This is a genomic window from Curtobacterium herbarum (assembly GCF_016907335.1).
In the GTDB taxonomy this organism is placed as follows: Bacteria; Actinomycetota; Actinomycetes; order Actinomycetales; family Microbacteriaceae; genus Curtobacterium; species Curtobacterium herbarum.
Genome location: NZ_JAFBBT010000001.1, coordinates 618,963 through 638,356, shown reverse-complemented (window position 1 = coordinate 638,356; position 19,394 = coordinate 618,963). Strand labels below are relative to the sequence as shown.

The 19,394-nt window shown below is 68.1% G+C and carries 22 protein-coding genes; 11 read left to right on the top strand and 11 right to left on the bottom strand.

The genetic code is table 11. The features are described from left to right. Positions 1–32 precede the first annotated feature (32 nt). A complete protein-coding gene (locus tag JOD51_RS03125) occupies positions 33–563 on the bottom strand; it encodes a TetR/AcrR family transcriptional regulator (RefSeq protein WP_259559158.1) in 531 nt (176 codons plus the stop codon). 98 nt (positions 564–661) lie between these two features. On the opposite strand from JOD51_RS03125, the gene JOD51_RS03120 reads away from it, so the two are divergent. Further along, positions 662–1,621, top strand: a complete 960-nt coding sequence (locus JOD51_RS03120; protein WP_204606991.1) for a ketopantoate reductase family protein — start codon at positions 662–664, stop codon at positions 1,619–1,621. Between the two features lie 65 nt (positions 1,622–1,686). Here JOD51_RS03120 and JOD51_RS03115 read toward each other — a convergent pair whose 3' ends face one another. After that, positions 1,687–3,255 (bottom strand): CitMHS family transporter, encoded by a 1,569-nt coding sequence (locus tag JOD51_RS03115; protein WP_204606990.1) that lies wholly within the window; start codon positions 3,253–3,255, stop codon positions 1,687–1,689. A gap of 153 nt (positions 3,256–3,408) precedes the next feature. Here JOD51_RS03115 and JOD51_RS03110 point away from each other — a divergent pair, with 153 nt between their 5' ends. The 4 genes from JOD51_RS03110 to JOD51_RS03095 all read left to right on the top strand — a co-directional run bounded on the left by JOD51_RS03110 (position 3,409) and on the right by JOD51_RS03095 (position 7,236). Next, positions 3,409–5,160 carry a sensor histidine kinase gene (locus JOD51_RS03110; RefSeq protein WP_204606989.1) on the top strand — a complete coding sequence of 584 codons (1,752 nt, stop codon included), beginning with the start codon at positions 3,409–3,411 and terminating at the stop codon, positions 5,158–5,160. Further along, on the top strand, positions 5,157–5,810 hold the full coding sequence (locus JOD51_RS03105) for a response regulator (protein WP_204606988.1): 654 nt from the start codon (positions 5,157–5,159) through the stop codon (positions 5,808–5,810). The genes JOD51_RS03110 and JOD51_RS03105 overlap by 4 nt, the downstream gene beginning before the upstream one ends. Positions 5,811–5,907: 97 nt before the next feature. After that, positions 5,908–6,420 (top strand): hypothetical protein, encoded by a 513-nt coding sequence (locus tag JOD51_RS03100; protein WP_204606987.1) that lies wholly within the window; start codon positions 5,908–5,910, stop codon positions 6,418–6,420. 375 nt (positions 6,421–6,795) lie between these two features. Then, complete coding sequence (locus JOD51_RS03095) at positions 6,796–7,236, top strand: hypothetical protein (RefSeq protein ID WP_204606986.1); 441 nt, start codon at positions 6,796–6,798, stop codon at positions 7,234–7,236. A 98-nt stretch (positions 7,237–7,334) separates the two neighbouring features. Here the strand turns inward: JOD51_RS03095 and JOD51_RS03090 are convergent, their stop codons facing one another. From JOD51_RS03090 to lepB, 3 genes are all read right to left on the bottom strand, one after another. Then, positions 7,335–7,883, bottom strand: a complete 549-nt coding sequence (locus JOD51_RS03090; RefSeq protein WP_259559152.1) for a GNAT family N-acetyltransferase — start codon at positions 7,881–7,883, stop codon at positions 7,335–7,337. A 25-nt stretch (positions 7,884–7,908) separates the two neighbouring features. Next, on the bottom strand, positions 7,909–8,391 hold the full coding sequence (locus tag JOD51_RS03085; RefSeq protein WP_204606985.1) for a DUF3592 domain-containing protein: 483 nt from the start codon (positions 8,389–8,391) through the stop codon (positions 7,909–7,911). 65 nt (positions 8,392–8,456) lie between these two features. Further along, entirely contained in the window at positions 8,457–9,158 is a 702-nt protein-coding gene (gene lepB / locus JOD51_RS03080) for a signal peptidase I (protein WP_204606984.1), read from the bottom strand. A gap of 166 nt (positions 9,159–9,324) precedes the next feature. On the opposite strand from lepB, the gene JOD51_RS03075 reads away from it, so the two are divergent. Further along, positions 9,325–9,939: a zinc finger domain-containing protein gene (locus JOD51_RS03075; RefSeq protein ID WP_204606983.1), complete on the top strand. Its 615-nt coding sequence runs from the start codon at positions 9,325–9,327 to the stop codon at positions 9,937–9,939. Positions 9,940–10,088: 149 nt separating this feature from the next. On the opposite strand, the gene JOD51_RS03070 is transcribed toward JOD51_RS03075, so the two are convergent. Further along, on the bottom strand, positions 10,089–10,649 hold the full coding sequence (locus JOD51_RS03070) for a GNAT family N-acetyltransferase (RefSeq protein ID WP_204606982.1): 561 nt from the start codon (positions 10,647–10,649) through the stop codon (positions 10,089–10,091). Between the two features lie 181 nt (positions 10,650–10,830). On the opposite strand from JOD51_RS03070, the gene JOD51_RS03065 reads away from it, so the two are divergent. Beyond that, on the top strand, positions 10,831–11,025 hold the full coding sequence (locus JOD51_RS03065; protein ID WP_204606981.1) for a hypothetical protein: 195 nt from the start codon (positions 10,831–10,833) through the stop codon (positions 11,023–11,025). Between the two features lie 136 nt (positions 11,026–11,161). Here the strand turns inward: JOD51_RS03065 and JOD51_RS03060 are convergent, their stop codons facing one another. Further along, on the bottom strand, positions 11,162–12,103 hold the full coding sequence (locus JOD51_RS03060; protein ID WP_204606980.1) for a LysR family transcriptional regulator: 942 nt from the start codon (positions 12,101–12,103) through the stop codon (positions 11,162–11,164). A gap of 119 nt (positions 12,104–12,222) precedes the next feature. On the opposite strand from JOD51_RS03060, the gene JOD51_RS03055 reads away from it, so the two are divergent. Both JOD51_RS03055 and JOD51_RS03050 read left to right on the top strand, forming a co-directional pair. Beyond that, positions 12,223–13,182 carry a putative oxygenase MesX gene (locus JOD51_RS03055; protein ID WP_204606979.1) on the top strand — a complete coding sequence of 320 codons (960 nt, stop codon included), beginning with the start codon at positions 12,223–12,225 and terminating at the stop codon, positions 13,180–13,182. A gap of 20 nt (positions 13,183–13,202) precedes the next feature. Beyond that, a complete protein-coding gene (locus JOD51_RS03050) occupies positions 13,203–14,252 on the top strand; it encodes a methionine synthase (RefSeq protein ID WP_204606978.1) in 1,050 nt (349 codons plus the stop codon). A 175-nt stretch (positions 14,253–14,427) separates the two neighbouring features. On the opposite strand, the gene JOD51_RS03045 is transcribed toward JOD51_RS03050, so the two are convergent. Continuing rightward, positions 14,428–14,901, bottom strand: coding sequence for a hypothetical protein (locus JOD51_RS03045; RefSeq protein ID WP_204606977.1), 474 nt, complete (start codon positions 14,899–14,901; stop codon positions 14,428–14,430). Positions 14,902–15,047: 146 nt separating this feature from the next. On the opposite strand from JOD51_RS03045, the gene JOD51_RS03040 reads away from it, so the two are divergent. Further along, positions 15,048–15,470, top strand: coding sequence for a PRC-barrel domain-containing protein (locus JOD51_RS03040; protein WP_204606976.1), 423 nt, complete (start codon positions 15,048–15,050; stop codon positions 15,468–15,470). 144 nt (positions 15,471–15,614) lie between these two features. Here JOD51_RS03040 and JOD51_RS03035 read toward each other — a convergent pair whose 3' ends face one another. From JOD51_RS03035 to JOD51_RS03025, 3 genes are all read right to left on the bottom strand, one after another. Continuing rightward, the gene (locus JOD51_RS03035; RefSeq protein WP_204606975.1) at positions 15,615–16,076 is read right to left on the bottom strand and encodes a hypothetical protein; all 462 of its coding nucleotides are present in this window, start codon (positions 16,074–16,076) and stop codon (positions 15,615–15,617) included. A 271-nt stretch (positions 16,077–16,347) separates the two neighbouring features. Further along, on the bottom strand, positions 16,348–16,812 hold the full coding sequence (locus JOD51_RS03030; RefSeq protein ID WP_204606974.1) for a hypothetical protein: 465 nt from the start codon (positions 16,810–16,812) through the stop codon (positions 16,348–16,350). 306 nt (positions 16,813–17,118) lie between these two features. After that, the gene (locus JOD51_RS03025) at positions 17,119–18,051 is read right to left on the bottom strand and encodes a site-specific DNA-methyltransferase (RefSeq protein WP_259559144.1); all 933 of its coding nucleotides are present in this window, start codon (positions 18,049–18,051) and stop codon (positions 17,119–17,121) included. 233 nt (positions 18,052–18,284) lie between these two features. Here JOD51_RS03025 and JOD51_RS03020 point away from each other — a divergent pair, with 233 nt between their 5' ends. Continuing rightward, positions 18,285–19,394 (top strand): phospholipase D family protein, encoded by a 1,110-nt coding sequence (locus JOD51_RS03020; protein ID WP_204606972.1) that lies wholly within the window; start codon positions 18,285–18,287, stop codon positions 19,392–19,394.

Here is a 19,394-nt window from a genome sequence, read left to right as displayed (position 1 = left end):
GGCCCCGGCCGTGACCGCCCGCTGCTGCGCGGTCAGTCCGCCGTGAGGCCCCGTACGACGACGTCGGCGAGCACCTGCGCTTCGGCGGCCCACCCGGGCCGTTCGGTCGCCGACCCGACGCCGTGCAGCGCGACCAACACGGCGCCCGGGGTGACGTCGTCGCGGACGGTGCCCTCGGCGACCCCGCGGGCCATCAGCTCCCCGAGCGTCCGTTCCAGTTCGCCGCCGCCCGCAGCCCGGGTGTCCGCGTCGACGACGGCCGCCAGGGTCCGTGCGAGTGCGGTGTTCTCGACGACGTGGTCGACGAACGCGTGGACGAAGCGGTCGAGGGTCTCGCCCGCCGGTCGGGTGGAGTCCCGGGCCTGCCCGCAGAGCGCCTCGACCTCACCCTGGTACACCGCTGCCGCCAGCGACTCGCGCGTCGGGAAGTGCCGGTAGAGCGTGCCGACCCCCACTCCTGCTCGGGACGCGAAGTCGTCGAACCGGAGGTGCTCGTCGTTCTCGAACACGGAGCGGGCGGCAGCGATGATCGCGTCCCGGTTCCGGCGGGCGTCTGCACGCACTGGTCCTCCTCGGATCGGACGGCGGTCGTTGACAAACGGAGACCGTCTCCGTATCTTCGGAAGCGGAGACAGCCTCCACATTACTGAGGGGGAACGCGATGCGGATCCTGATGCTCGGGCGGGGCGTCATCGCGACGGTCTACGGCCAGGCGTTCGCGCACGCTGGCCACGACGTCGTCCACCACGTCCGACCGCGGCGCCTCGCCGAGTACCGCGAGCCCGTCCCGATGGACCTCATCGACGGACGCCTCGGACCGCTCGGTCGACGCACCCACGTCCGCTACGCGGCGCAGCTCCAGAGCTCGACGGAGCCGGACGACCGCTTCGACCTCGTCGTCATCAGTGTCGGTCACCACCAACTCCAGGAGGCCTCGGCCGCGCTGGCGCCGCACATCGGCGACGCGACGGTCGTGGTCCTGGGCAACGTCTGGGACGAGCTCGACGCCGCCGTGGCACCGATCCCCGCGGACCAGGTGGTCTTCGGCTTCCCCGGCGCGGGCGGCGGGTTCCGGACCGACGGCAGCCTGCACGGCGCAGTCCTCCGATCGGTCACCCTCGGTAGGTCGGGATCCGCACCGAACCGGCGCGGACAGGAGGCCCGGGCCGTGTTCCGCCAGGCCGGCTTCACCGTCCGCGACGAGCCGGACATCCGCGGCTGGCTCTTCCTGCACGTCGTCCTCGACGCCGGCATGTTCTCGCAGGCGCTGGAGAGCGGCGGGCTCGCCGCCATGATCGGCGACCGGCGTGCCCTCGGTGGGGCGTTCCGAACGAGCCGAGAACTGCTCCCGGTCCTCGAGGCGCGTGGCGTCGACCTCGCCCGGCACCGCACGGCGACCGTGCCGGCCAGGTTCCCGGGAGCGACCGGGACCGCGTTGGCACTCGCCACCGTGGTCGTGCCGATCGCCCGGGCGAGCCTCGCCGCGCACGACGACCCGCAGGCCGCCGAACCCTGCGCGGTGCTCCGCGACCTCTCGCGCACCGCCCGCGCACTGGGCATCGCGACACCGCGACTGGACCGAGCGGTCGGCATGGTGACCCGCCCGGACCGCGCGGTGTGAGCGACGGACGGGAGGCGCGGTGCCCGCTGGCACCGCGCCTCCCGTCCGTCATCGGGTCGCTCCGGTCAGCCGAACGGGATCACCCGGACCAGGATCCCGACGACGAGCATCGCGAGCGCCACCACCGCCGCACGCCACAGCACCTTCCGGTGGTGGTCGCCGAGGTTCACGTTCGCCAGGGACACGAGCAGCAGGATCGCCGGCACGAGCGGGCTCTGCATGTGCACCGGCTGCCCGACCACCGAGGCGCGTGCCATCTCGGCGGGCGTGATGCCGAAGGCCGAGGCGCTCTCCGACAGCACGGGCAGGATGCCGAAGTAGAAGGCGTCGTTGCTCATGAAGAACGTCAGCGGCATGCTCAGCACGCCCGTGATGCCGGCGAGGTAGGGGCCCATCGAGTCGGGGATCACCGCGACCAGCCAGTCGGCCATCGCCGCGACCATCCCGGTGCCGTCGAGCACGCCGATGAGGACCCCGGCGGCGAACACCATCGACACGACGCCGACGATGCTCGGGGCGTGGGCCACGATCTGCGCGCTCTGCTGCTTGAGCTGCGGGAAGTTCACGAGCAGCGCGATGGCCGTGCCGACCATGAACACGTACGCCAGCGGCAGCACCCCGAGCACCAGGACGACCATGACCGCGACGGTGAGCACGAGGTTGAACCAGATGCGCTTCGGCCGGAGCGTCGGACGGTCCGGGTCGAGCATCGTCGACGCCATCGTCGCGCCGGCGCTGGACGCCCCGCCGGCTCCGGCTCCGCCTGCGCCGGTCTCGTCAGCACCGGTCTCGTCAGCTCCGTCGACGCCGTCGCCGTCCGCCCGCCGGCCGTCGGCCTTGCCGCCACGCAGCCCGAGCGCGACGGTCGGGCTGGTGAACATCCCGCCGCCGGTCCCGCCGACCGCCGCGAGCATCCGCGAACCGGCACCGACCCCGGCACCGGCCTTCGCCTGGCTCCGAGCCCGGCTCGGAGCCCGGCTCGGTGCTCGGGACGCCCGGGTCGCCGACGTGAACTCGATGAGCCCGAGGCGCTTCCGCTCCGCCAGCCCCATCGTCCACGCGAACCCGAAGCACAGCAGCAGGCCGACGATCAGCGACGGCACGAGCGGCACGAAGACGTCCGTCGGGTCGATCTTCAGCGCCGCAGCGGCACGGGCGGTCGGGCCTCCCCAGGGCACGATGTTGAGCGTCCCGTTCGTCAGACCGGCGACGCACGTCAGCACGACCGGGCTCATCCCGAGCTTGAGGTAGATCGGCAGCATCGCCGCGGTCACCACGATGAACGTCGTCGACCCGTCACCGTCGAGCGACACCGCACCCGCCAGCAGGGCGGTCCCGAGGACGATCTTCGCCGGGTCGTTGCCGGTCACCCGCAGGATGAACCGGACGAGCGGGTCGAACAGGCCGACGTCGATCATCAGACCGAAGTACATGATCGCGAACATCAGCAGCGCGGCCGTCGGCGCGAGCGTCCCGATCGCCTTCATCACCATGTCGCCGAGGCCCAGGCCGGCACCGGCGAAGAGCCCGAAGACCGTCGGCACGATGATCAGGGCGAGCATCGGTGACATCCGCTTGGTCATGATCATCACCATGAAGACCACGACCATCGCGTACCCGAGGATGACGAGCATCAGGACTCCTTCGTCCGTGTCTGGCAGTCCGGGCACGTTACGACCCGGCCGGGAGGCGCGGCGCGCTTCTGCTCGTTGGCGCACCATCGCGCATTGACCGTGTTGTGCGCATTCTGCGCACGACGAGCGCTCCGCGCTCCGTACGCTGGTGCCGTGACCGACGACCGTTCACGGCGCCGCAGGCTCCGCTTCGCCACCGAGGTACTGGTGCTGCAGCTCGTCGTGGTCGTCGCCGTGGTCATCCTCACCAGCGCCGTGTTCGTCCGGATCGAGGTCACCCGGCTGGAACGCGCTGCCGAGGGGACCGCCCTGGCGATCGCGCAGAGCGTCGCCGCGCAGGACGACCTCCGCACCCAGGTGACGCGCCTCAGCGTCGACGGGACCGACCTCGACCCGACGGACCTCGCCGACGGCCCCGTCCAGCAGGCCGCACTCGACGCCCGACGGCGGACCGGCGCGCTGTTCGTGGTGGTGACCGACGACCGCGGCATCCGCCTGGCGCACCCGGACGCGGACCGCATCGGAGCGATGGTGAGCACCTCCCCCGACGCCGCACTCAGCGGACGCGAGAGCGTGTCGTGGGCGCGGGGCACCCTCGGCGAGTCCGCGCGGGCGAAGGTGCCCGTCTACGGGACCGGCGCCGGTGGGGCGGGCGCGGGGCGTGCCTCCCGGCCCGTCGTCGGCGAGGTCAGCGTCGGGTTCGCGCGCGACCGCGTCTACGACACCCTGGTCGAGGACAGCGTGCCGGTCGTCGGAGCCGGGCTCGTGGCGGTGCTGCTGGCGGTGATCGCCTCGGTGCTCATCCGCCGGCGTCTCGTGCGGCTGACGCTCGGCGTGCAGCCGGAGGAGCTCGTGACGCTCGTGCAGAACCAGCGGGCCGTCCTCGGGGGCGTCGGCGAAGGCGTCATCGCGGTCAGCCCCTCCGGCACGGTGACCGTCTGCAACGCCGAGGCCGCGCGGCTCCTCGCGCTGACCCGACCGGTCGGACGGGCGGTCACCGACCTGGACCTGCCCGACGCCCTCGCCGCGATGCTCGACCGCGCAGCGTCGACCCCGGCGAGCGCCACCGTCGTCGCCGGTCCCCAGGTGCTGCTCGTCGACGTGCGGAGCGTGTTCCGCGACGGCCTCGACCTGGGCCGCGTCGCCGTGCTGCGGGACCGGACCGACGTGGAGGCCCTCAGCCGACGACTCGACGCCGTCGGTTCGCTGACCCAGGCGCTCCGGGCGCAGCGGCACGAGTTCGCCAACCGGTTGCACGCGATCGCCGGGCTGCTCGACGTCGGGGAGACCGCCCGGGCCCGCGCGTACCTGGCGGACGTGCAGGAGCGGGGGCCGCTGCGGTACCCGGTGCAGCACGCCGACCGCCTGACCGAGCCGTTCCTGCAGGCGTTCCTCGGGGCGAAGGGCGTCGAGGCGGCCGAGCGCGGAGTCCTGCTGCGGATCGGGCCGGAGACGCTGGTGCAGGGGACGATCACCGAGCCCGGGGACGTGACGACCGTGCTCGGGAACCTGGTGGACAACGCGGTGACGGCGGCGCTGTCCGGGGCCGGGGCGTCGCCGGACCAGCAGCAGCCGTGGGTGGAGGTCGAGGTGCTCGACGACGGCACGACGCTGCACCTGTCGGTGGTGGACTCCGGGCCGGGCGTCCCCGGGGAGCTGGACCTGTTCGCCCGCCGCTCCCCCGGGCCGCGTGCTGCCGGAGCCGACGACGGCGGTTCCGCAGACCCCGGGCAGGTGCACGGACTCGGGATCGGCCTGCCGCTGTCGCGGGAGATCGCCCGGCGGAACGGTGGGGACGTGTGGCTCGCCGACCCCGGTGGGCCCGGCGGGCCCGGCGACGGTCGCGGTGACGACACGACGCACGGCGCGGTGTTCTGCGCACGACTCGAAGGAGCGGTGGGATGACGGACCTGATCGTGCTGGTGGTCGACGACGACTTCCACGTCGCGGACCTGCACCGACGGCAGGTCGACCAGGTGCCCGGGTTCCGGGCCCTCGACCCCGTCGGCACCGTCGCGCTCGCCCGTCAGGTGCTGGCGACGGCCCCGGTCGACCTGGTGCTCGTCGACGTCTACCTGCCGGACGGCAGCGGCCTCGACCTGCTCCGCTCGAGCGACACCGACGCGTTCGTGCTGAGCGCTGCCTCCGACTCGGGGACCGTGCGGCGGGCGATGCGGCACGGCGCCCTGGCGTACCTGATCAAACCGTTCGACTCGGAGGTGCTCGCCGAGCGGCTGCGGGCCTACGCACGCTCCCGGAACGTCCTGGACGAACGGGCGACGCTCGACCAGGAGGCCGTCGAGCGGGCGTTCCGGATCCTGCACGCCGGCGACAGCGGTGGCGCTTCCCCGTCGCGCGCGGCCACGGCGGCGCTGGTGCTCGAGCAGCTGTCGGGGTCCGAGGAGCGGTCGGCGGCCGAGGTGGCTGCGGCGATCGGGGTCTCGCGGGCGACGGCGCAGCGCTACCTGGCGCAGCTCGCGGCCGACGGGTCGGCGACCATGCAGCTGCGGTACGGCGCGGCGGGGAGGCCGGAGCACCGGTACACGCGGCGCTGACGTCTCGGCGGTCCGGCCTCGCGACGGAGGTCTCCGTTCGGTCTCGTTCACGCCCACGAGCCCGGAACTCCCGGCGCCACACCCCAGAGTGGGACGCATGGACACCTGGGGCATGGGCGACACCGGACGGTTGATCGCGAACAGCTACCTGTGGATGGTCGGCGTCACCACCCCCGTCAGTGGTGTGGTGATCACGGCGTTCGTCGCGATCATGAGCGGCACCATGCCCGACCTCATGTCGTTCGTGTGGTTCTCCGGCCTGTTCCTCGTCGCCACCCTCTTCCTGGCGCTGGCCGGCGCCGTGCTCTCCGTCCCCTTCACGTACCTGCTCGGCCGGGCACTGCGGCGGGTTCCCGCACGTGCGGTCCACAGCGCGGCGCACTCGGTCCTCGCCGGTCTGCTCGCAGCAGGAGCCGCGTCGCTCGCCGCGGCGATGTGGCTGCACACAGCCGTGCCGCCGCTCTCGATTCTGATCGCGGTCGCCGCGGGAGCCGCTGCGGCGATCGCCACCTGGCGGCAGCTCCGGCCGGCGCCTGCCGTCGTGGTGGTCGCCACTGGCGACAGCTTGGACGACGAGCCGGAGCGCGTCGACGCCCAGCGGTCGGTGTGACGGACGGGAGGCGCGGTGCCGGCTGGCACCGCGCCTCCCGTCCGTCCCCTGGTCGCGCTGGTGCGGAGGCGGCACCGCGGTCAGGGCAGCAGGACGACCTTGCCGTTGAGGGTCCGCGACTCGGCGAGTGCGAGGGCCGCGGCGGCCTCGGTCAGGGGGAACCGCGCGGCGCGTGCCGTCGGCCAGGAGGGCGAAGACGCGGCCGAGGTCGGCCTCCAGCCGTCGGCGGAAACGCGCCGGGCGGAGCGAGTGCCCGGCCCAGAGGTCCCTCCTCTGGAGTGCACTGCCGAACCGCCGCCGGGCGACCTTCTCCGCGGCTCGACTTCGAGATCGCCCGCGTGCACGATGGTTCGCCTGCGTCGTACGCTCGCCTCCATGTCGGAGTTCGTGCGGTACCAGAGCGCCGTTCCCAACCGGAACGGCCGGTACCCGGGAGTGTTCGCACTCGCCAACGGGCTGCGGCACATCGGCCTGTTGACAGCGGACGACTCGGCATGGCATCAGGAAGCGAACCGGGTTGCCACCGCGGCGTACGTCGATCCGATGGCGGTCGACCCCGACTGCTACGACCAGAAGCGCAACCCCGGGGCGCGGGCATGGTTCTCCGTTGATGCCGTCGACCTCCTCGTCATGGTGACCGCGTACCTCCGCCTCCTGGACCGGTACGACGTCCCCTGGGTGCAGCTCACCACTCGAAGCCCGGGTCGGATCGTCTACCGCGACGCCGTCCAGATCGTGGCCGTGCCCCACTCGTACCGCGACGACTGGCCGTTCCCGACGATCGATGCGGGACCGAGCCGGATGACAGGTGCATGACTTCTCCCCCAGACGCGCCCGATCTCGTGCCGGCCGTCATCGCCCCCAGCGCCGTTCGATCGGCATCGGCGGCGTCGGCGTCGTCGTCGTCGTCGTCGTCAGACCATCCCCCGACCCGTCTCGGCGATCATCTCCCGCAGGATCTGTCGTTCGTAGAGACTCGAGGCGAGTTGCCTCCGACCGTCGAGGGAGGTGACGATGACGTCGCGCACGTGCTGGAACCCCTGCTGCTCGTAGAAGCGTCGGAGGCCCGGGTTGTCCGCTGCGCAGTCAAGCCGCACGAAGGCCGCGCCCGACCCCTCGGCCCGGGCCTCCACCCACGACAGCAATCGTTGCCCGATGTGGCTGCCTCGGCACCTCCGAGCAACGGCTAATCGATGCACGTAGAGAGCAGGGCTGCTGTCCGTACCCCACGTCTCGACGTCTGCGTCGGAAACGGTCACCATGGCCACCACCGCACGGTCGTCCCGCACCACGAAGAGGCGTCCCTGTCGAACGTCCGCGAGCAGCACCGCGTCCGGCACGGCATCCTGCCACTGGTCGATCCCCCGTGACCGGAGCCAGCCCCTTGCCTCGTCGATGAGCGTTTGTGCGGCAGGGACGTCCGCGGCGTCGGCACGTTCGACCATCAGCACGTCACGCTCCACAAGACGACGGTACGGGACGACGTCCTCAGAGCCGCTCCCTGCTCCTCTTCCGGTTCCCCCTGCGGCCGGACACGAGCATGACGACACCGGTGCCACCCACGATGACGGTCAGGACGATCCCCAAACCTTGGACGAATTCGCCCGGCGTCCCGTACCCCGCGATGACCGCTGAGCCAGGATCGTCCTGGCGGTAGACGACGGTGACGGTGTCACGGAGCTTGGGCTTGGCATGAGAGACCCAATCCGCCCAGATCACGTGACGCGACGAATCGGCGGCGAAGTACTCCGCCCCGAAGCGTCGGTCCGACGACTCGGGGCCGTCATGCACGTCGATGACCGTTCCGGCGACCCGAGTGCCCGTCGCGAGCAGGTGGTTGTTGCCGGCGACGAGCACACTGCCGATCGTGACCAGCAGTGGACCGATGAGCAACATCGCAACGATCAACAGCGCGAGCGGCGCATGCCGTTGCTTCGGCGGGGCTGCTTCCCCAGTTTTCGACAGTTCCATCAGGCCCTTACTTCCCTCCGAGGAGCCGTGCCCTGCTGCGACAGGCGCCAGCGACTGGACACGACTCAGTGCTGGTCTCGTTCGGTACCCGCGAACACTGATGGGTAGTCGTTCACCGCGGCCCATCGCTGCACGGGCCAGGAGATGACGACGGCCCGTCCGACGACGGCCTTCTCCGGAACGAACCCCTTCGAGGGGAGGTCCTGGTGCGCGCGGGAGTCGGCGGATTCGTACCGGTTGTCCCCCATCACCCACAGTTTGCCCGCCGGAACGGTCACGTCGAAGGGCGTGCCAGAGGACGCTTCGCCCGCGTGCTTGCGGACGTACGGCTCGCTGAGCGGGACACCGTTGACCTCCATCTGCCCGAGCGCGTTGCAGCACTGCACGTGGTCACCAGGCAGGCCGATCACACGCTTGACGAGGTGGTCGTCCCCGTCCGAGCCGAGTCCGACCAGGCTGAGCGCGTCGGACACGAAGGATCGTGGCGGCGCCGACCGCCCTTCCACCGATCCAGCCGAGTCGAGCCAGCCGCCCGGGTCGCTGAACACGACCACATCACCGCGATGGATCGTCGCGCGCTCGTTCACGATGACGTGGTCGTCGATCTGGAGCGTGTTCTTCATCGACCCGGACGGGATCCAGAACGAGCGGACGAGGAAGGTCTTCACGAGGAACGAGACCAGGATCGCTGCCAACACGATGACCAGCAGGTCCCGGAGGAACCGCAGCATGCTGTTGGACTGCCGTGTTCCCGCCCTTTCCCCCATGGGACGCAGCCTAGGGGTGCTCAGCGAGTCGAGGGAGGTGTATCGGTCCACGCCTCGGTGAACGAGATCTACGGGTGCACCCTCGCGCAGCCTCCGGTCACAATGAGCCGATCTCGCATTAGGCTGCGATGACATTCGAGCACTGGGGGACACGATGGACCCGAGCATGCAGATTCCGACCGATGCGATGGGCTACGTGTTCCGCACGGATTCCGTCGACGGCGGCTGGTCGTATATCGGCCAGAGCACCCGATTGGACCGAGCCCACGTTTCGCACTACTTCGGTAGCGGTGACTTCATACGTCAGGTTCTCGAACGAGAAGGATCAAGCGGACTCACCAAGCGCATCCTGGCGACGGCAACCGATCAACTCGAACTGCACTACCTCGAGATGTTGTCCATCGCCGAAGCTCGCCGCGACGGTGATCAACTCCTCAACGGAGACTTCGGCGGCCCGCGACCGTCCGAGGTGATGCAGCGTGCGCTGCGGCAGTTTGCACCCGAAGTGATGCTCGCTGCAGGCGACCCGAAGCGGTTCCACTCCGGCCTCTTGAAGCATCGCGAACTGGTCGAGCAGGCGATCATCGAAGCGGGAACCGCGTCCGATGAGGAGTTCTACGCAGGCTTGGAGCGCGACCTGCTCGCAACGCAGGACTTGTCGCATCCCTGTCCGGCGTGCCTCTCAACAGTGGGCGAAGTGTGTCGCACGAACTCGAGATCCCTCACTGCCCCTCACCGACCCTCACGCAACCATGCAAAGCGGCCAATCCAGGCGGTTTGATCGACGCGACTCCGAGCTGCCCGTGATGGCCTGGCCATCGCGGTGATCGGTGCGAGCAAGGCGACGGCCGCCACCGGGCCAGGATCGATCATCGGACGCTTGCTTACCGCAGCTGGAAGACGGCGACGAGGACCGCTGACCGCTCGACGTCAGTGAGTCTCCAGCCGAACACCCGCTCCTTCTTCTGTCGGCGGAGCGGTCACAGCGCGCCAGAGGATCTCGCCGTCCACGACGGTCGACGTGGGCGCGAGCCCGAGCCGCTGGGCCACACGCTCCGACGCGACGTGGCCCGGACGGACGCAGGCCTGCAGCCGCCCGACCCCGATCGACGTCAGCCACGTCGCGACGGCGGACGTCGCTTCCCCTGCGAGTCCGCGCCCCTGTTCCGACGCGGTCACCAGCCACGCCAGGTCCGCGACGAGGCCGACGGCCTCGTGGGTGAGCGTCGCCTGGACGAACCCCGCAGGTGGCCCGCCGGCTCCAGGTCGGAGGATCCAGTTCATCCACGCGGCACGTCCGTCCGGTGACTGGCCCAGGGCCTGACGGCGGTAGCGCGCCTCGAGTTGTTCGAGCGTGGGCGGCTCGCCACCGGTGAACCGGTACAGCTCCGTTGGCGCCAGGACGAGCACCATCTGGTTCGCGTGGCGCTCGGTCAGCGGTTCCAGGGAGAGGCGATCCGTCCGCAGGGTTACCACTCGGGGCCACGACATGGCCCGAGCTTCGCAGATCCACCGATCACCTGTCGGGCGCTGAGGCCACGTGTCAGTGCAGGGCGCGCTCCCATGCCTCGAGCCAGGGCCGGATGGCGCGGAGGTCTTCACTGCCGATGACAACGGTATGTCACATTGTCCGTTTTACACGGTCACCGTTCACTGCTCTACGGTGATCGAAGTGCAGAAGAAGTTGATGAACGTCCCGCTCGCAACAGCCATCAGCGTCGCACTCGTGGTGTTCGGGGCGATCCTCACGACGGCCCCCGCGAAGGCCGGCCTCTGGGCCAGCAACGCCACCGCCGCGGTGAGTTTGTTCGCAGCGATCGTCTACATGGGTACAGCGATCCGCCACCGCCACCGCCACCGGCGCTGATCCGCCGCGTGCCGAGGCCTGAGTGCCCCACTGCCCGCGGACAGCGGGGCACTCCGCGGCCTGGCGGACGCATGTCGCGCCTCCAGACCGGTCACCGCACGAGCGGCCACCGCAACCGGCGTCGACTGCCGCCCGTCTACCCGAGCGGCTCGACGCCGTAGCTGGTGACCACCGCTCGCAGCTCGTCCAGGTACGTCTGCGCCTGCACGGTCAGGGGCACCGAGGCGTGGGCGATCCACCCGATCTCGATGCGTTCGTCGACGTCGAGCGGGATGGCGACGATCTCCGGGTCGAGGTCGTCGCTGATGAGGCCGGTCGAGATCGTGTACCCGCCCAGGCCGATCATGAGGTTGAAGATCGTCGCCCGGTCCGAGACGCGGATCTCGCGCTTGCTCGACATCGTCGACAGGATCTCCTCCGCCAGGTAGAAGGAGTTGTTCGCGCCCTGGTCGAACGTCAGCCGGGGCAGGTCCGCCAGGTCGGCGAGGGCCGCGCGCTTGCGCGACGCGAGCGGGTTCCGCCGGGCGACGAAGATGTGCGGCTGGGCGACGAACAGCGGGGTGAACACGACGCCGGCGTCACGCATCAGCTTGCCGAGGACCTGTCGGTTGAAGTCGTTGCGGTACAGGATGCCGACCTCGCTCCGGAGCGTGCGGACGTCCTCGATGATGTCCCACGTGCGCGTCTCACGGAGCGAGAACTCGTACTCGTCCGCAGCCGCCGCTTCGACCATGCGGACGAAGGCCTCCACGGCGAAGGAGTAGTGCTGCGCGGACACCCCGAGCAGCCGACGCGACGGCTGCCCACCGACGTACCGCTGTTCGAGCAGGGAGACCTGCTCGACGACCTGCCGGGCGTAGCCGAGGAACTCGACCCCGTCCACGGTGAGCACGACACCGCGGGCCGAGCGGGTGAACAGGGGCCGTCCGATCCGGGTCTCCAGGTCCTTCATCGCCGCGGACAGGGTCGGCTGCGAGACGTAGAGCAGGTCGGCCGCGGCGCTGATCGACCCCTCGGTCGCGACCTCGATGAAGTACCGGAGCTGCTGCAGGGTGATGTCGTTCGAGACCCGGGCCATAGGCGCAGGCTATACCGGCGCATAGCGTCTCGGTATTACCTGATGACCCGAGCCTCCCGTCATGATCGTGGGACACCTTCCCCAGCACCTTCGGGCGCTCGACGTACGGACTGCCGACCATGGCGAACGACCTCACCTTCAGCATCACCAGGACCCGGTTCGACGAGGACTACTCCCCCGCCGACAGCTCCCGGCTGACCACGAACTTCGCCAACCTGGCGCGCGGCGAGCACCGTCAGGAGAACCTGCGTGCTGCGCTGGCGATGATCGACGGGCGCGCGAACGACCTCGCCGGGGTCCATGACCGCTACCGCCTGGAACTCGACATCGTCTCGGCCGCACTGGGGTTCTCCGACGGTGGCTCGGACGCCGAGTTCCCGCTGCTCGAGATGCTCGACGTCACGATCGTCGACCAGCACACCGGCGAGCGCCACCACGGCATCCTCGGCAACAACTTCTCGTCGTACCTGCGCGACTACGACTTCTCGGTGCTGCTGCCGTCATCGCCGGGCTTGCCGTCTGACTTCGGGGCGCTGCACGGGGCGCTCTTCCAGCGCTTCCTGGAGTCGTCCGCGTTCCACTCGAACTTCAGTGGCGAGCCCGTCGTCTGCATCAGCGTCTCGACGAGCCAGACCTACCGCCGCACCGGGTACGTCCACCCGGTCCTCGGCGCCGAGTACGAGCACGAGCACTCCTCGCTCACCGACGACTACTTCGGCCGGATGGGCATGCGGGTCCGGTACTTCCAGCCCGCCGGAGCGTCGGCCCCGCTCGCCTTCTACACGCGCGGCGACCTGACCGGCGACTACACGGACCTGCAGCTCGTCGGCACGATCGCCACCATGGAGACGTTCCAGAAGATCTACCGGCCGGAGATCTACGCCGCGAACACCCCGGCGGGCAGCGTCTACAAGCCGACCCTCGACCACACCGACTTCACGCCCACACCGGTCACCTACGACCGTGAGGAGCGCAGCCGCCTCGGGATCACCCAGGGTCGGTGGACCGAGGAGCACCTCGTCAAGCCGCACCACGTGCTCCTCTCGCGTTTCGCTGCCGACTCCGTACCCGCCCGCTGACCGACTGGACCATCACCTCCATGAGCTCTCTCCTCCCCACCTCGATCGTCGGCAGCCTGCCGAAACCCTCCTGGCTCGCCGAGCCCGAACGGCTCTGGTCCCCGTGGGAGCTCGAGGGCGCAACTCTGACCGAGGGCAAGCAGGACGCACTCCGGTCCGCCGTCCACGAGCAGGAGCGCCGCGGCATCGACATCGTCAGCGACGGCGAGCAGACCCGCCAGCACTTCGTCACGACGTTCATCGAGCACCTGGACGGCGTCGACCTCGAGCGCAAGGAGACCGTCCGGATCCGTGACCGGTACGACGCGGCCGTCCCGACCGTCGTCGGTGCCGTCAGCCGCCGGGCACCCGTGTTCGTGGACGACGCAGCGTTCCTCCGCGCCCAGACCGACCGCCCGATCAAGTGGGCACTCCCTGGCCCGATGACGATGATCGACACCCTCTCCGACCAGCACTACAAGAGCCGCGAGAAGCTGGCGTGGGAGTTCGCCACGATCCTCAACCAGGAGGCACGCGAGCTGCAGGACGCCGGCGTCGACATCATCCAGTTCGACGAGCCCGCCTTCACCGTCTTCCACGACGAGGTGCAGGACTGGGGCGTGGCCGCGCTCGAGCGTGCTGCCGAGGGCCTCCGCGTGGAGACGGCCGTGCACATCTGTTACGGCTACGGCATCGAGGCGAACAACAGGTGGAAGGAGACGCTCGGGGCCGAGTGGCGGCAGTACGAGCGGTCGTTCCCGCTGCTGCAGCAGTCGTCGATCGACATCGTCTCGCTGGAGTGCATCCACTCGCACGTGCCGCTCGAGCTCGTCGAGCTGATCCGTGGGAAGAAGGTCATGCTCGGGGCGATCGACGTCGCCACCGAGACGGTGGAGACCCCGGAGGAAGTGGCTGAGGTGCTGCGTCGGGCGCTCGAGTTCGTCGACGCCGACAAGCTCATCCCGAGCTCCAACTGCGGGATGGCTCCGCTGGCGCGGGGTGCGGCACTCGACAAGCTCGGTGCGTTGTCCGCAGGTGCGGACATCGTCCGCAACGAGCTCGTCGGCACCGCCGCGTCGGCAGCACACTGACCCCCGGCGATGCAGGACGGATCGCCTCGACAACGGAGCGAGCCGACCTGCACCTCGCGTCCGCCGGGCGCCTCGCTCTCGGTGCGAACTGGAGGCGCGGCTCGGCTCCGCCGGGCAAGTCGCGTCGGCAGACCGCTCCGGGTCACGGTCGTCACCGTCGGCCAGCTCAGTCCGGTCACTCTTGACTGTCGCGGCTCATCCTGTCGAAGTCGCCCGCAACGCACTGCGAGCTGCCGTCGATCGTGTACCCCCGAGGATCCGCTCGGAAGTCGGAAGAACTCACCGGACCGCCCCTGCCCCGGACTCCGAGGATGGGGTCCTCACCGCCGGTCTGGTACCGCTCGGTCGTGACCCCGAGCCCCTTCCAGTGGCGCTCCACCGCAACGACATCGGCCTTCGGGTCGGCGCTCGCAGAACGGACCATCGCGTAGACGTACTGGACGCCCCCTACCCCGGGGCCGAGGCCGCACTTCCCGAGCCGCGGACCGTCTCGGACCTCCCAGTCGTGACCAACGACGCCGGTGGCCCCCTCGACGAACGTGACGATGGACTGCTTCGCCTGCTCTGGGCTCTTCCCGAGCCCTGCGCTGCAGCCGGTGAGGACGACGACGACGAACAGCGCTGCTCCCGTCGCCCGGAGGACGATCACGGCGTTCCGCCGATTGGCCTTCATGCGAGAGCTCCTTCCAGACCGCTGCGCTTCAGCAACGGTTCGACGATCATCTCGTGAAGCACTCGGGCTCGCCGCGCGGTCACTGACACAAGCGGGTCAGGCCAGGAGCGTTGACTACGCCCATGATCACCAAGAGCATGATCCACGAGGTCGAGAACGCGACCGTCCGAGACCGCGACGGTGCCTCGGTCGGCAAGGTCGCGCAGGTCTTCCCCGCCGAGGACGGCAGTGCTGCGTTCGTCAGCGTCGCGACAGGACTCTTCGGGGGTCACACCGCGCTCGTCCCGGTCGAGGACGCCACGTTCGACGGCACGGACCTGCACGTCGGGTACGCGAAGAGCGCGATCAAGGGCGCTCCCTCCCCCGGAGTCGGAAACGCTCTGTCTGCCAGCGAGGCGAACGCCGCCCGCAAGCACTTCGGGTTGTCCCCCAGCGGCAAGGCCACCGGAGACATGGGCGACCCGCACGAGAACCTCGACCAGGCTGGTACCGGTCCTGCGGGCGCAGACGACACCGAGGGCGCGGGCACGACGCCGCCGGCGTGAGCAGCGCCGGCGAGTGACCCGACCCGTCGGGACGGAACTGGCGGTACTGCTCTGTCTGGTCGGCCTGGAGGCGCGGTGCCAGCTGGCACCGCGCCTCCCGTCTGGAACACGGCTGCAGACACGCGACGGCGGTGCCGCCACCGCTCACATGTCAGCGATGAGCCGGAGCGTGTAGCCGTCGGGGACGGTCTGGTGTTCGACGTAGTACATGAAGACCGGCGCTGCCTGGTCGGCCGTGAAGAGCTCTGACGGGTGCCGCGGCTCGTGCGCAGCCTGCACATCGATGGTCTCCGTGAGCGGTTCCCCGAGGTCGTGATCACGGCCAACGATGTAGAAGCGGCACTCGCCGTCGTCCTCAAGGCGGCGAAGCTCGACACTCATCTTCTCCGCAGTACCCCCGGCCTGGAGGTACGAGTCTCCGTACTGCTCCTCGGCGGGTCCAGGGTTGAACATCCAATCGGCGTCGTCCGGACACCACCAGATCAGCCACGCGAACTGCTCATCGTTGTCGAGCAACCCCAGCATTCGGCGTACCTGATCAGGTATCGGCCGGAAGGTGTCCTGCAGGATGCTGCTGACGCTGCCGTTGCTCTTTGTGATGATCATGCGCTGTTCCACTCGTTGGTATTTGACCGAGGTGATCTTGATGCGTCGCCCTTCGGGGTGGCGTTGGCGGGATGGTCGTTCGACGCCCCCCGAAGGGCGGCGTTGGACACGCTCCCACCCTCGCGGCTGCCGCGGACATCGTCAGGAACGAACTAGCCGGAGGCAGCTGACGATGCCGCGAACTCATCCGACTGGAGGCGCGGTGCCAGCTGCCACCGCCCCTCTTGTCCGGAACACGGTCGCGGGCACGCGACGGCGGCGCCACCACCGCTCACATGTCAGCGATAACCCGGAGCGTGTGCCCGTCTGGGACCGTCTGGTGTTCGACGTAGTGCATGAACACCGGCGCCGCCTGGGCGGCCGTGAAGAGTTCCTCCGGGTGGCGCGGCTCGTGAGCAGCCTGCACGTCGATGGTCTCCGTGAGCGGTTCCGCGAGGTCGTGGTCACGGCCGACGATGTAGAAGCGGTACTCGCCGTCGTCCTCACGTCGGCGGAGCTCGACGCTCATCTTCTCCGCCGTGCCGCCGGCTTGGAGGTACGAGTTGCCGTACTCGTCGATGACCGACTGCGGGCCGGAGCGCCAGGTCTCGTCGTCGATCAGTGCAGAGAAGATGAGCCACGCGAAGTGGTCATCGTTGTCGAGCAGGCCGAGGCAGCGGCGGACCTGATCGGGGAGCGGGCGGAACGTGTCGTTCAGGACGCTGCTGACAGCCCCGTTGGTCTTCATGATGATCATCGCAAGTTACTCCAAGAGCTCGTGGGCGACAGAGGTAATCTCGATCCGGCCCCCGTGCAACCGGGCACACGACACCATCGACGTCGCGCCCCGAACGCGGCCTCGGTCCGACCGCCAGGTGACGCCGCCACTCGGGCCGCCTCCCGCCTCGAGAAGTCGTGGTGTCAGAGTCCGGCGAGGCCGAACAGCAAACCCCACGGCGACCCCAACTGATCCCCCGCCGGATGAGGCACTAAATACTACCTATGCCTTCAGTACTACATAGGTCCAACTTGTTTCCACAGCTCTTGATTCCCAGTCATGTGCTCAGGGCGACGAGAATGCCACACCATTCGCGAGAAGACGCGGCACTGTGACCTCCGAAACAGTCACAGCTGATGCTTCGATCCCGAACCACCGACGATCAAGTTCGCTTGCCGCTATGGCCGTACTTCCCGAACCCAAGTATGGGTCTAAAACCAGATCATCGACATCGGTAGCTATTTCAATAATACGCCGCAACAACTTAACCGGCTTTGGCGTCGCAAAAATCTCACCGACACCGACATCCGCCATCAATTCGCGCTTGGCGGAGGCATTATCTCCAACATCGTCGCTTGCCCAGATTGTGGACGGCGCCAACGGCTTAAGCTCTTCGACAAAGCGCTTTAGGCGAGGAGTGCCATCCCCTCCTCGCGTCCAATAAATACGCCCCTCCCGCTCCAACTGAGCCATGCGCTGCGACGAATAAGCCCAGCACCGCCCCCTCGGAGGTGAGACTAGGCGACCAGTCGGGCTTTCAATCTCGTAGAATTGCGATGATACTCCATGTCCGGCCTGAACGCTCAATGGGACAGACCTCCATCCACCTCGAGGGTCGTTATCTGGATTGGAGAGCGCGCCCTCGTTAGGTAGCCCGTTACGTACGTGCTTCCAGCTCTCACCCATAGGTGAATACACGTGGATGTAATCATGCGACGGACTGAAAGCTCGCCGGTTATCGCGCGAGGTGCGCTTTTGCCAAATTATTGTCGACACGAAGGCACCGCGCCCAAACACTTCGTCAAGAACTAAGCGACCGTGATGTTGTTCGCGGTCATCCAGGTGGAGCCACAGACTGCCATCTGACGCAAGAAGCGGTTTGATCACCTTTAGACGGTCACGGAGAACCTGAGCCCACTCATCCGAAGAACGGCGGTCATCATAATGATGAAATTGCTCACCAGTGTTGAACGGGGGGTCCAAGTACGCAAGCCTCACGGAGCCTTCGTCAGGTCCGTAAGCACTCAGGTTCGCCAAGTTGTCTCCGACAAGAAGGCTTCCTCGCGCTGACGGCGAGTGGCCTGGTCGGACATCCCCTGCGCTGTCATGGAGACTCGCCAAGACCCCAGTCCGAGGGACTGCGTCAGCGAACTCATGTGCCGTAGCCTCGAAGATCGTACTCACGGTGTCAGCCTAGGCGCACCGACCGACACGAGCGCCAGGGGGAACGCGTGGCTTTCAACTTCATGCTTCAGAGCAACACATCTGAGGAAAACACCTTAACTGAGCTCCGCTCTGCAGCGGCGGGCTCGGAACGAGGCCAGGCACTCTTCGCGTGGGCAACCGTCCCAGGCCTGAAGGCTCTACTCGACTCACCAGAGATCCAGAATCTTCTTCATACTGGGTCGCTGGACCTGATCATCGGCCTCGACGCCGTGACCAACGAGGCAACCGTGAAATACGCCCGGGCACTCGTATCGCAGCATCCCACACTTTCAATCCGATTCTTCTTACACGACGAACGGTGGTTCTTCCACCCTAAAACGGCATGGTTCATTTCGGCGACTGGGGAAGTCACCGTTGTGACTGGCTCGGGGAACTTGACGAAATGGGGGCTTTCTCACAACTGGGAAGCAGCGATCGGAACAACGCTCGCCCAAATCGAAGCGGCGCAAGTTGTCTCGAGATTTAGTTCGTGGGAAGCTGAGCACGCCGCTCAGCTCCGAGCTGCTGACGATCCAACAGTGCTGGAGCGCGCCGTGCTGAATCGTCCGGTGGAACGAGCAGCTTTCTCTCAACTCCAGCCAACCGACCTGAAGCCAGACTCTGACCTCCAAATGAGTGGGACCCCTCACGCGCCTTGGCTCTTGACTGAGCTAACCAAGAACCGCAAAAATCCTGCGACTCAATTGCCGATGTTTAGCCAGGCATCTTTCTCCGGGAACGTCGCGACCAACTACTTCGGTTACGAAGAAACCCCCGCGACGGTGATATCTATCTATCCTGTAGATGACGAAGGCTTCATCAATCACGAGCAGACGACCGCCATTCGTTTCAAGGCAAGCACAAATTACTACTTTGAACTCAATGCATATCGCGGAATAGACTACCCCGCCACTGGCCGTCCGATTGCCGCTTTCCGCCGCATCGCGGCAGACAGATTCCTATACGTGGTCCTGTTGCCAGGCGAAGACGGCTTCGATGACGCATTCACGCTGTGCCACTCAAAACCAAGCGTCGACGGCGGCGGCGCTGGTCACATGCATCGAGCCTACTTCTCCGATACGGAGGTTGCGAATCGGTGGCCCAGCAACCCAATCATGGCTCTAGATCAAGCCTAA